This window comes from Exiguobacterium sp. s121, assembly GCF_018617245.1.
GTDB lineage: Bacteria > Bacillota > Bacilli > Exiguobacteriales > Exiguobacteriaceae > Exiguobacterium > Exiguobacterium profundum.
Genome location: NZ_JACSJV010000006.1, coordinates 1 through 12,482 on the forward strand (window position 1 = coordinate 1; position 12,482 = coordinate 12,482).

The following is a 12,482-nucleotide window of genomic DNA, read 5'->3' on the forward strand; positions in this document are numbered from 1 at the left end:
CGTCCTGAGCCAGGATCAAACTCTCCAAAGAATTTGATATAGCTCTTAAATTGACGAAGCTTGCGCTTCATTCAAAAATGGTAAAACTTATTTTTGCCTCATCGTTCAGTTTTCAAAGTTCGTCTGCCGCTCTTGGCGACTCTTAAAATAATACAAGTCATCGACACAGTTGTCAACCACTTTTTTATTTCTTTTCCGCTGCCATCAGCGGCAACGTTTATTACTTTACCGTACACCTCTCATTAACGCAAGGGGTTTTGTAAAAGTTTTTTTAAAAAAGTTTTATATCTTTAGTATCCCTTCTGTTTAACGGCATACCTATGCGTTTCGAGGCTATCAAAAATAAAGAAGCCGAATCATACTCACGTATGATCCGACCACTTAATTGATTATTGTTGATGACGCATCGTTGGGAAAAGAAGAACGTCACGAATTGAAGGCGCGTTCGTCAATAACATGACGAGACGGTCAATCCCGATTCCAAGCCCACCCGTTGGCGGCATACCATATTCAAGCGCTTCAAGGAAATCGTTATCGAGTTCGTGCGCCTCATCGTTCCCCGCTTCTTTTTCAAGCAACTGTGCTTCAAAGCGTTCACGTTGATCGATTGGGTCATTCAACTCCGTGAAGGCATTCGCATGTTCACGACGAACAATGAATAGCTCGAAACGATCCGTGAAGCGTGGATCTGTTTCATTCTTCTTCGCCAATGGTGATACTTCAACCGGATGTCCTGTGACAAATGTCGGTTGAAGCAATGTTTCTTCTACTTTCTGCTCGAAGAATTCATTCACGATATGACCAAACGTCATATGATCTTGTACTTCTACACCGTGTTCTTTTGCAAGTGCTCGTGCTTCTTCATCGGACATTTGTTGCCAGAAGTCTACACCTGTCTCTTCTTTAACAAGGTCGACCATATGTGCACGTTTCCAACCGATGCCAAGATGGATCGTATCTTCACCATACTGCACATCTGTTGTACCGAGCACTTCTTTCGCTACGTGCGCAACCAATTCTTCCGTCAAATCCATGATGTCGTTGTAATCTGCATAGGCTTCATACAATTCGATCATCGTGAATTCAGGGTTGTGACGTGTAGAAATCCCTTCGTTACGGAATACACGCCCGATTTCGTACACGCGCTCGAGTCCACCAACAATCAAGCGTTTCAAGTGAAGTTCGATGGCAATACGCATGTAGAGTTCCATATCTAACGCATTATGATGCGTTAAGAACGGACGTGCCGCTGCTCCACCCGCAATCGTGTGTAACATCGGTGTTTCCACTTCTAAATATCCTTTTTGGTTTAAGAAGTTGCGAATCTCAGAAATGATGCGGCTACGCAAAATGAATGTCTGACGCGAGTCCTGGTTTGTAATCAAATCAAGATAGCGTTGGCGATAGCGCTGTTCCACATCTTTTAATCCATGATATTTGTCCGGAAGCGGCCGAAGCGCCTTCGTCAATAATTCAAACTCTTCCACGTGAATCGAAAGCTCACCAACGTTCGTTTTAAAGAGCTTCCCTTTTACACCGACGATGTCACCGAGGTCTGAAGACTTGAATAAGTCAAACGGCTCATCCCCGACATCATTTTTACGAACGTAAATTTGAATTTGACCTGTCACATCTTGAATGTGGGCAAAGAAAACCTTCCCTTTCCCACGTTTCGTCATGATACGTCCAGCCAATGTGACTTCTACATCTTGTTCAGCCAAAGCCTCTTTTTCAATTGATTCATACTGCTCATGTAATTCACCTGCGTGTGCAGAACGATCAAAGCGGTGACCGAACGGGTCGAGACCGCGCTCACGCATATCGGTCATCTTCTCAAAACGAACCTGCATTTGATCATTCATTTCTAACTCGTGGCTCACTATTCCATTCACTCCTCTATCCATATTGGGTTTCTCTCTAACAAAAAACTGTCGACCCGATGGCCAACAGCACAGCCGAAGCCGTTCATTCGTTGTGGTGCACTTTTTCGCCAAACAAGCTTACCATAAATTAGTTCTTTTCACTAGTTCACACTTCTGACAGTTGTCGTTCGAGTTGGTCCACAAATCCATAAAGGACCGCCGCGAACGCCTCGCGCGATTCCGTTTCATTGATTTGTTTGCGAATCGGACCACTGCCTTTCAACCCTTTCAAATACCAAGCCGCGTGTTGACGCATTTCGCGTACGGCTGTCAGCTCACCTTTGATTGCACTCAACCGGTCGAGATGAAGCATGCAGATATCGATTTTCTCACGCGCCTCTGGTTCCGGAGGGAGCTCCCCTGTTTCGAGGTACTGGACCGTTTGATAGAGCATCCACGGATTCCCGAGTGCAGCGCGTCCAATCATGACGGCATCCACACCATATTGGTCAATCACACGTTTCGCATCCTGCGGGGTCGCGATATCCCCGTTTCCGATAATCGGGACGGTCGCTACTTTCTTCGCCTCGCCAATCCAATCCCAATTCGCGGTTCCTTCATATTGTTGGGCACGCGTACGTCCATGAATGGCAATCGCTGCTGCTCCACCCGTCTGAGCCGCCTTAACATTATCCAAAATAAAGATGTGCTCGTCATCCCAACCGAGTCGCATTTTCACCGTGACCGGTTTTTCGACGACATTCGTGACGGCATTCACCATCTCATACACTTTATCCGGGTCGAGTAACCACTTCGCCCCTGCGTCACACTTCGTCACTTTCGGTACGGGACAACCCATGTTGATATCAATGATATCCGCATTGGTGTTTTGATCGACGTACTGTGCCGCTCTGACGAGTGTATCTTTCGAACCGCCAAAGATTTGTAAACTGAGCGGTTTCTCTCGTTCATCGACGTATAGCATACGCATCGTCCGAGCGTTCTCGAGCAAGATGCCTTTATCGCTAACCATTTCGGCACAGACGAGTCCCGCTCCGAACTCTTTTGCAATCAAACGAAAAGCAGGGTTGGTCACGCCAGCCATCGGTGCGAGGACTGCACGGTTTTTAATATCTATGTTTCCAATCTTAAAGCCTGTCAAGACAACACATCCTTCATTTCACCAAATTCCTAAGCAACTGTAACCGGACGACATCTTGGCGGTCCGTCATCGGTAGCCCTTCGAGCCAGGAGGCGACCGTTTGTCCTCGAACGACGAGTTCTGGTGCGATCTCTGCTAACGGGGCGAGAACAAATGCACGTTCCTGCATGCGCGGATGCGGAACCGTTAAGTGTTCTGATTGTATATCTTCCCCATTATAAAAGAGGATGTCAAGGTCGATGGTACGCGGTCCGTTCTTAAATAGACGTTCCCGTCCTAATCGTTGTTCGATCTGTTGAAGCGTGTTGAGCAGTTCGTCCGAGGATTGATGACTCTCGACTTCGACCACCATATTAAAAAACGAAGGTTGCTCTGTATATCCGACAGGAGCCGTCTCATAGACCGACGACTGTTTCGTGACGTGGAGACCTGTTCGCTCCATCTCATCGATTGCCGCAGACAACTGTCTAGCCCGATCTCCGATATTGGCGCCTAATGCAATATAAATCATGACGTCCGTCCCCTTGTCATCTCGATTGCTACTGAATCATAGTGTCCCGGGATGGGTGGGTCCGGTTTAATTACTTTAACCGTCACACGTTGAATCAACTCACTATGCGCCAACACGGCTGTCGTGATGCGTTCTCCGAGTGTTTCTAACAAATTGACCGGTTCTCCCGTCACAATATCTTCCGTCAACTGATACAAGCCGGCATAGCTGACCCCATTGTTTAAGTCATCCGAACGTCCCGCAGGCGCGAGGTCCAGTTCACACATTAAATCCACGTGAAACCGTTGACCGAGACGGTTTTCTTCTTCAAACACCCCATGATAACCGTAAAAACGCATCCCGTTCACAAATATTTTATCCATGTCTATCCCCTCCAATCATCGCATCCATCATCTTCGCCGCACGGGCGTTCGCTTTGACGTCGTGCACACGCACCCAATCGCACCCTTTCATGATTCCGAGACACGTTGTCGCAATCGTTCCTTCGAGACGCTCCTCTGTTGGTAAATCGAGCGTATGACCGATAAACGACTTACGCGACGTGCCGAGCAGAACCGGATACCCAAGACGTGTGATCACGTCAAGATGATTCATGAGTTCGAGGTTTTGCGTCACGTCTTTCGCAAATCCGATGCCCGGATCTAGCCAAATGTGCTCATCCTTTACGCCTGCTGCATGCGCAATCTCGATTGATTCCTGTAGATCGCTGACCACATCTTCGATGAAATGACGATAGTCCCGATTTGTTCGGTTGTGCATCAAAATGATTGAAACTCCATATTCGAAAGCGACACGTGCCATCGAGCGGTCTCCCCATTTCGAACCCCATACGTCATTGATAATCGTCGCACCGGCCTCGATTGCCGCTCTCGCCACCATCGGCTTATACGTATCAATCGAAATCGGAACATCGATTTCTTTTGTCAGTCGACGGATGATCGGGACGACACGTTCAATCTCTTCTTCTTCGGAAACAAGTACCGCGCCAGGTCTCGTTGATTCTCCACCGACATCAATCGCATCGGCACCTTCTTGTACGAGTTGTTTCGCATGTCGTACAGCCTCCTCGATTGCCGTATACCGTCCCCCATCCGAAAACGAGTCCGGGGTCACATTTAAAATACCCATGACCTTCGTCATGCTTCCGCCTCCTAACCAATTGAGCGAACGAGTTTCGCCCACACTTCGTTAAATCGTACCCCGTCTTTACCGGGGTATCTCAGATTTCCATAATGCGTTACCGGAGCGACTTGTTGGATTGAATTCGTCATCCAAATCTCTTTCGCTGCAGTCAATTCTTCAAATGTCACGGGTTGTTCGATTACAGAGAGATGTTTCATCACCCATTGTCGTGTCACACCTGCGAGTGCTCCGCTCGATAGCGGAGTCGTGTATAACATATCATCTGGACCGACCCAAAAGATGTTCGACACGAGCCCTTCCACCACATGTCCATGTTCGTCCGCAAATAGTCCTTCAGCGCCTTGGTCTTGTAAGGTCCGTTTTCCAAGGATATTGTTCATATAATGATGTGACTTTAATCGAAAAGCCGCTTCAGGACGACTTCTCGGAAACGGGATCGGTTCGACCCGTTTCTCCTGTGGTACAACTTCTGAGGATAGCGGTTTGACGATCATGGTGACGTTCGGTGTCTCATAACGACCCGCGTAGAGACCGAGGGGCGCAACTCCTGCCGACACGTTCAAGCGGATATAAAGGTCGGGTGCATCGTTTTGACGGCACAGTTGCTGAATCGCCGTCCCGATTTCTTCCTTCGTGTATGGAAAATCGATCCACAGCTCATCGAGACTCTTCATCAAGCGCTCCCAGTGGGCATCGAACAGGAAAGGAACGAATTCATATGTACGGAACGTCTCAAACAAGCCCATTCCATACAAGAAGCCGTGATCTTCAACCGGAATCAACACCTTCTCTCGTTCGACTAACTCTCCGTTATGCCAATACCACATGACGATACTCCTCGATAAAGTTTCGAATCATTTCCATCCCGTGCTCAGTCAAAATCGCTTCAGGGTGATATTGCACCCCTTCGATCGGAAGCGTTCGGTGACGAAGTGCCATGATTTCTCCAGTCTCCGTCTCGGCAGTGACCACTAGACATTCTGGTAGAGACGAACGCTCCACGGTCAACGAATGATAACGGGTCACGACCGACTGTTGCGGAATCTTCTTGAAAATCGATTTTCCGTCATGTTGAATCTTCGACGTTTTTCCATGCATGAGCCGCTCAGCATGGACGACTTCTCCACCAAACGCTTGCGCAATCGCCTGATGTCCGAGGCAAACCCCTAAAATCGGGATACGCCCCGCAAACGCTTGGATTGCCTCAACGCTAATTCCCGCCTCATTCGGAGTGCAAGGTCCCGGCGAAATGACAAGATAACTCGGGGCAAGCGCCTCAATCTCTTGAATCGTGACTTCATCGTTTCGATACACGACTAGTTCTTGACCGAGTTCACCGAAATATTGCACCAAGTTATACGTAAATGAGTCATAGTTGTCGATTAATACAATCATGTCGTTTCCTCCGTCATGTGTTTCGCCGCCCATAGCGCCTTCGCTTTGGACAGGGATTCTTCATATTCCGAGACCGGATCCGAATCGATCACAATACCTGCTCCCGCTTGAACGTATGCGATTCCGTCTTTTACGACCATCGTCCGAATCGTGATATTGAAGACGAGGTCGTCATCCCAACTTAACCAACCATATGAGCCAGTGTAGAGTCCCCGGCGAACTGGTTCGAGTTCTTCGATGATTTCCATCGTCCGAATTTTCGGTGCGCCGGTAATGGTACCGCCTGGGAACATCGCTGCCAGTGCTTCGGCTCCTGATACTTCATCCCGAATCGAACCTCGTACGTTCGATACGATATGTTGTACGTGTGAGTACTTCTCAATCACCATCAACTCATCAACATGAACGCTGCCATATGCCGCCACCTTGCCGAGGTCGTTCCGTTCAAGATCGACGAGCATGACGTGTTCGGCCCGCTCTTTCTCGTTTTCAAGCAATGTGTTCGCCAACTCCAAGTCTTCCACATCATCTTTGCCACGTGGACGCGTACCCGCGATCGGGCGTGTCGAAATGTCGGTTCCGTGTTTTTCAAGCAACAGCTCTGGTGAAGCGGAGACCATCGTTAAAGCATCATCCACGAAATAGCCCATATAAGGAGATGGATTCATTTGACGCAACGTATCATATACTCGACGCGGGTCAGCGAGAAGCGGTTCGGACTGACGAACGCTCAAGTTCACTTGGAACACATCCCCTTCTACGATATAGGACTGAATCCGTTTGACCGCTTCAACAAACTCTTCCTGGGACATGGAGCGCGATCGTTCTATCGGTGACTGCCCTGTCGGCTTGAACGCGTAATGCGACTCGACGTTCCACATGGCCGCCAATCGGTCCGCCTTACGTTCTGCACCTTCCTCCGCCGTCACCATCAAGTACAGGGTCGAATCCACTTCATCGAACACCGCCACCTCGTCAAATAGAAGAAACGAGACGTCTGGTGTCGACAAATCATCCTCCGCTTGCTGAGGGAGACGTTCAATCGTCCGGGCCACATCATAACTGACATACCCGATCATGCCACCAAAGAAAGGAGGAGCCCCTTCCGGACGCTCGGCCTCAAATCGCTTCCGTACCTCACTGACGAGCTCAAGCGGCTTTCCGTATAGCGTTTCTGTCGTATCTCCCACTTGCAAGAGTCCGACACCGTCTTTTACATGAAAGCGACCGAACGGCTCGATTCCCGCAATCGTATACCGTCCCGCTCTCCCACTCTCTAACCATGCATGATACGGTTGATCCGCCGTCAACGTCATGTATGCCTCATACACCTTCTCTTTCGTCATCCGCTTTGTTCTGAACGCAGTCGATCTCACATGTCATTCCTCCGTCTATTCATTCATGCCTTTTATTGTACACAAGAAAAGGCAGCAATCGAAAGAGAATGTCTCTCGATTACTGCCTGAAATGTTATACGCGACTCTCGTTTGACTCTTCATCAAACTGATAGAGCGGCGTGCTCAAGTAACGTTCACCGTTTGAGGGGATAATCGCCAATACATTTTTCCCTTTACCAAGGCGTTTCGCTGTATCAAGCGCTGCCGCAATGGCAGCTCCTGAAGAGATACCACCGAGGACACCGTTCGTACGTGCCGCCTGACGAGCATATTCGAACGCTTGCTCTGTCGTGATTTGAAGAACCCCTTCATAAATCTCCGTGTCGAGGATGGATGGAACGAATCCAGCCCCAATCCCTTGAATCTTATGAGGTCCCGGTTTCCCGCCTGATAAGACAGGTGAATCGACCGGTTCAACGGCGAGAATTTTTACGTCCGGGTACTTCGCCTTCACGACTTTACCTGCGCCGGTGATGGTACCGCCCGTCCCGACTCCGGCAATCAAAGCGTCGACTGAAAGTCCTGATTCTTCAAACGCCTCTACAATCTCAGGTCCCGTCGTCATTTCATGGACGTTCGGGTTAGCTGCATTATTGAATTGTTGCGGGAGGAAGTAGCCATGTTTCTCTGCTTCTTCAGTAGCGCGACGAATCGCTCCACCCATCCCTTCAGGTCCTGGTGTCAAAATTAATTCGGCCCCGTATCCACGAAGGAGGTTTCGGCGTTCCATGCTCATCGTTTCAGGCATGACTAGAATGGCTTTATATCCTTTTGCGGCACTGACCATCGCGAGACCGATGCCCGTGTTTCCGCTAGTTGGCTCGATGATTGTATCACCTGGCTTCAAGATGCCGTCTTTTTCAGCCGCTTCGATCATGGCGAGGGCGATCCGGTCTTTGACGCTTGATCCCGGGTTCATATATTCGAGCTTCAGATACACGTTGGCATCCTCTGGTCCAGTCATTCCGTTCAATTTCACAATCGGAGTCTTTCCAATCAAGTCTGTTACTGAGTTTACGATACGCATTGCATTTCCTCCTTCATAATTCCGACTATTCCGATATTGTTATCATACCCTATCGAATTGAAAATATGCAATTTGGAACGTTGCCTACGCCTGTGCCTGTACTTTCATCGTCTCTAACTGTTCCGCTGAGAAATGATACTTTTCGCCACAGAAATGGCATACGGCTTCAGCTCCGCCATCTTCTTCAATCATCTGACGAATCTCTTCTTTTCCGAGACCGATAATGGCGCTTTCCATTCGTTCACGGCTGCATGTGCAGTTGAACTGAATCGGGTTCGTGTCGAGGACATCGAGGCTATCGCCAAGGAGTAATTGAAGCATTTCTTCTGGCGTTTTTTCTTCACCAATCAAAACCGATACGGGCGGGAACGTCTGAAGTGCTTTTTCGAGCGCTTGTACCGTCTCTTCAGAAGCGTTCGGGAGCAACTGGACGATGATTCCACCTGCAGCAAGAATCGATTCATCTTCCGGTAAGACGAGGACACCCGCCCCGACGACTGACGGTACTTGCTCAGATGTGGCGAAGTAGTACGTGAAGTCTTCACTGATTTCGCCCGTTTGAATCTCTGAAGAACCGCCGACATAGTCTTTCAATCCTAAGTCTTTAATGACAGAAATGGTTCCTTTTCCGACGGCTTCGCCGACTTTCAATTTCGTCAACCCTTGTTCGTTGACGAATGTACCGCCATCGACACGCGGGTACGACACATATCCACGAACATCTCCCGCTGTATCCGCGTCCACGATGATTTTCCCGATTGGACCATCACCTTCTACTTTAAGCGTGACACGCGCTGCACCTTTTTGCATCGCTCCAATCATCGAGCCGATCGTCATCGTCCGTCCGAGGGCAGCTGAAGCAACTGGTGTCGTTTGATGACGAAGTTGCGTCTCATATACCGTTTTTGTCGTGCGTGCGGCAAAGGCACGAACCTCTCCGTTAAAACCGAGGGCACGAACGAGATAGTCATCCTTCATCTGGTCGAGTAATGCTTGTTGTTCTGTATGAATCATATGATTTAACTCCTTTAGTTTACTTTTGATTGCGCTCGTAAATGAGACGGAGGCCTTCGAGTGTCAGGAACGAATCCACATGGTCGATTGTCTCTGCATGTTCACTGATCAATCGCGCCAGCCCTCCCGTTGCAATGACAGTCGCTTCACCGACTTCACGCTTCATCCGGTTCACGATACCGTCCACTTGGGCCACATATCCATAATATGTCCCCGATTGCATCGCTTGAATCGTGTTCTTCCCGATGACTGTCGGCGGGGTCGCCAATTCAATCCGAGGTAGTTTCGCGGCACGCTGATAGAGTGCCTCCACTGAGATCATGATACCTGGTGAGATGATTCCGCCATGGTAACGACGTTTCTCATCGATGTAACAATACGTGGTTGCCGTTCCAAAATCAACAATTATGAGCGGACCGTCATACTTGGCGATTCCAGCCACCGCGTTAACGATTCGGTCGGCCCCGACTTCGCGAGGATTCTCGACGTGAATGTCCAACCCTGTCTTCACACCTGGTCCCACAACGATTGGACGTACATTGAAGTATCGTTGCGACATTTGTTCAAGTGGGAAAATAACAGGAGGTACGACAGAAGATAAGATCACTCCCTCGACCTGGTCGAACGAGACGTTCGAATGATCGAATAGCGATTTCACCAGCATGCCGTACTCGTCGGTCGTTTTTGTACGATCCGTTGAGATGCGCCAATGGTGTACGAGATGATCTCCATCGTACATCCCGAGAACAATATTTGTATTTCCAACATCAATCACTAAAATCATGATATAGTTCCTCACTTTGTTGTCAATTGCAGTTCGCTCGAATTATAACACGAAAAAAGACGAATGCCTCGTCAAGGGCATTCGTCTTTTTCATTAACGTGATTCGTTATTCGGACGTTCTGTCGGTGTCGCTTCTGGCTTATCGCCTTCAGGTACGACATCCGGCTGGCTGTCTTGGACAACTTCAGGTTGATCGACGACTTGACCGTGTTGAACGGCTGCATCATCTTTCTTCGCTGCGTCATCCGCATCCGTCGATCCATCCACGTCCTCTTCCGGCTCATGCGGAAGATACTCGCGTGTCTTGATCAAATGACGAATCTGTTTCGAGTCGAGCGTCTCGACATCAAGCAGCGTCTTTGCAACGAGTTCGAGATCTTCGCGACGATCTGTCAAAATCTGCTTCGCTTTCGCGTAACAGCGATTGATGATGTCTCGAATCTCCAAATCGATTTCTTGCGCAATCGCATCCGAGTAGTTCTGCTCTGTCTGGAAATCGCGACCAAGGAAGACTTGTCCGCCATGGTTTGAACCGAGCTGGAGCGGTCCGAGTTTATCGCTCATCCCGTAATCCATGACCATCTTACGTGCGATACCAGTAGCGCGCTGGAAGTCATTGCTCGCTCCGGTCGACACTTCTCCAAAGATGACATCTTCGGCGACGCGACCACCAAGAAGACCAACAATCTTGTCTTCGAGTTCAGGTTTTGTCATGAAGTAACGATCTTCTTTCGGAAGCATGACGACATATCCGCCCGCGTTTCCGCGTGGAACGATTGTCACTTTGTGTACTTCATCCGCATTCTCAAGCTCGAGACCGATGATTGTGTGACCCGCTTCGTGATATGCAACAATGTTGCGCTCTTTTTCAGAGATGATGCGACTCTTCTTCGAAGGACCTGCGATAACACGGTCAATCGCTTCTTCCACATCGACAACTGAAACAGCTGTACGGTTCGAACGTGCCGCAACGAGTGCCGCTTCGTTCAAGAGGTTCTCTAAGTCTGCCCCAGAGAAACCAGGCGTACGTTGTGCAATCGACTTCAAGTCCACCGTCGAATCGAGTGGCTTGTTACGTGCATGGACTTTCAATACTTCTTCGCGCCCTTTGACATCCGGACGATCGACCGTAATTTGACGGTCAAAACGACCTGGACGAAGGAGGGCCGGGTCAAGGATATCTGGACGGTTTGTCGCCGCAACCATGATGATTCCTTCGTTATCACTGAATCCATCCATCTCAACAAGAAGTTGGTTCAGTGTTTGTTCACGCTCATCGTGCCCACCACCGAGACCGGCACCACGCTGGCGACCGACCGCATCAATTTCATCGATGAAGATGATACATGGCGCATTCTTTTTCGCGTTTTCGAACAAGTCACGAACACGTGACGCCCCGACCCCGACAAACATCTCAACGAAGTCCGAACCTGAGATCGAGAAGAACGGAACACCGGCTTCACCGGCTACCGCACGAGCCAAGAGTGTTTTACCTGTCCCTGGAGGACCTACGAGTAAGACCCCTTTTGGAATACGTGCGCCGAGTTTCGAGAATTTGCGAGGATCTTTCAAGAATTCAACGACTTCGATGAGTTCTTGCTTCTCTTCGTCCGCCCCAGCCACATCTTTGAATGTGACGCGACGTTTCTCTTGGTCGTATAGTTTCGCCTTCGATTTCCCGAAGTTCATCACACGACCACCACCGCCACCACCTTGCGCTTGGTTCAACAAGAAGAAGAACAAGATGAAGATGATAATGAATGGTAAAATCGCGAAGACGATGCTGAACCAGCTACTGTTGGATTCAGCCTCCTCGATTTGAATATCCGTATTCGCTCGAAGCTGCGTTAATACATCCGCATATTCCGCTTCGTTCGCTGGAATGTTTGTTTCATAACGTTGGTCTTCATCTCCTGTAAGATCGCCTGTAATCGAGATAGCCCCCGGGATTTCTTGTACGGTTGCCGTCTCAATCCGATCATCTTCCACATATTCTAGGAATTTCGAATACGAGAGCGTTTCACTCTGACTATTCGGATTCTGCAAATATTGAAGGAACAAGATCAAGGCTAGGAAAATCACACCAAAAACCAATGTGTTTTTCACTGCACGATTCATTCTCTGCCTCCTATTCCGAGAAACGATGTTCTCGCCCATTCAGTATATGCCTATACTTTGGGGATTTCC

12 protein-coding genes are annotated in these 12,482 nt (G+C 49.0%); all 12 read right to left on the bottom strand.

Annotated elements, in window-relative coordinates:
- Nucleotides 1–389 precede the first annotated feature (389 nt).
- The 12 genes from lysS to ftsH all read right to left on the bottom strand — a co-directional run bounded on the left by lysS (nucleotide 390) and on the right by ftsH (nucleotide 12,413).
- Nucleotides 390–1,880, bottom strand: coding sequence for a lysine--tRNA ligase (lysS, locus tag KOG47_RS14255; protein WP_012727709.1), 1,491 nt, complete (start codon nucleotides 1,878–1,880; stop codon nucleotides 390–392).
- A gap of 148 nt (nucleotides 1,881–2,028) precedes the next feature.
- Nucleotides 2,029–2,967 (bottom strand): tRNA dihydrouridine synthase DusB, encoded by a 939-nt coding sequence (dusB, locus tag KOG47_RS14260; RefSeq protein WP_230872777.1) that lies wholly within the window; start codon nucleotides 2,965–2,967, stop codon nucleotides 2,029–2,031.
- A gap of 70 nt (nucleotides 2,968–3,037) precedes the next feature.
- Nucleotides 3,038–3,535: a 2-amino-4-hydroxy-6-hydroxymethyldihydropteridine diphosphokinase gene (gene folK, locus KOG47_RS14265; RefSeq protein ID WP_159563161.1), complete on the bottom strand. Its 498-nt coding sequence runs from the start codon at nucleotides 3,533–3,535 to the stop codon at nucleotides 3,038–3,040.
- A complete protein-coding gene (folB, locus tag KOG47_RS14270; RefSeq protein WP_159563162.1) occupies nucleotides 3,532–3,897 on the bottom strand; it encodes a dihydroneopterin aldolase in 366 nt (121 codons plus the stop codon). Before folB ends, folK begins: the two co-directional genes overlap by 4 nt.
- Nucleotides 3,890–4,675 (bottom strand): dihydropteroate synthase, encoded by a 786-nt coding sequence (folP, locus tag KOG47_RS14275; protein ID WP_214691692.1) that lies wholly within the window; start codon nucleotides 4,673–4,675, stop codon nucleotides 3,890–3,892. Before folP ends, folB begins: the two co-directional genes overlap by 8 nt.
- A gap of 11 nt (nucleotides 4,676–4,686) precedes the next feature.
- The gene (locus KOG47_RS14280; protein ID WP_215244435.1) at nucleotides 4,687–5,505 is read right to left on the bottom strand and encodes an aminotransferase class IV; all 819 of its coding nucleotides are present in this window, start codon (nucleotides 5,503–5,505) and stop codon (nucleotides 4,687–4,689) included.
- Nucleotides 5,489–6,073 carry an aminodeoxychorismate/anthranilate synthase component II gene (pabA, locus tag KOG47_RS14285; RefSeq protein ID WP_214691690.1) on the bottom strand — a complete coding sequence of 195 codons (585 nt, stop codon included), beginning with the start codon at nucleotides 6,071–6,073 and terminating at the stop codon, nucleotides 5,489–5,491. Before pabA ends, KOG47_RS14280 begins: the two co-directional genes overlap by 17 nt.
- The gene (locus tag KOG47_RS14290) at nucleotides 6,070–7,449 is read right to left on the bottom strand and encodes an anthranilate synthase component I family protein (protein WP_074035316.1); all 1,380 of its coding nucleotides are present in this window, start codon (nucleotides 7,447–7,449) and stop codon (nucleotides 6,070–6,072) included. Before KOG47_RS14290 ends, pabA begins: the two co-directional genes overlap by 4 nt.
- Nucleotides 7,450–7,543: 94 nt before the next feature.
- Nucleotides 7,544–8,497, bottom strand: coding sequence for a cysteine synthase A (gene cysK / locus KOG47_RS14295; protein WP_012727717.1), 954 nt, complete (start codon nucleotides 8,495–8,497; stop codon nucleotides 7,544–7,546).
- Nucleotides 8,498–8,581: 84 nt separating this feature from the next.
- The gene (gene hslO, locus KOG47_RS14300) at nucleotides 8,582–9,511 is read right to left on the bottom strand and encodes an Hsp33 family molecular chaperone HslO (RefSeq protein ID WP_159563166.1); all 930 of its coding nucleotides are present in this window, start codon (nucleotides 9,509–9,511) and stop codon (nucleotides 8,582–8,584) included.
- 19 nt (nucleotides 9,512–9,530) lie between these two features.
- A complete protein-coding gene (locus tag KOG47_RS14305) occupies nucleotides 9,531–10,295 on the bottom strand; it encodes a type III pantothenate kinase (protein WP_074035307.1) in 765 nt (254 codons plus the stop codon).
- A 93-nt stretch (nucleotides 10,296–10,388) separates the two neighbouring features.
- Nucleotides 10,389–12,413 carry an ATP-dependent zinc metalloprotease FtsH gene (gene ftsH, locus KOG47_RS14310; RefSeq protein WP_012727720.1) on the bottom strand — a complete coding sequence of 675 codons (2,025 nt, stop codon included), beginning with the start codon at nucleotides 12,411–12,413 and terminating at the stop codon, nucleotides 10,389–10,391.
- Between the last annotated feature and the right edge of the window lie 69 nt (nucleotides 12,414–12,482).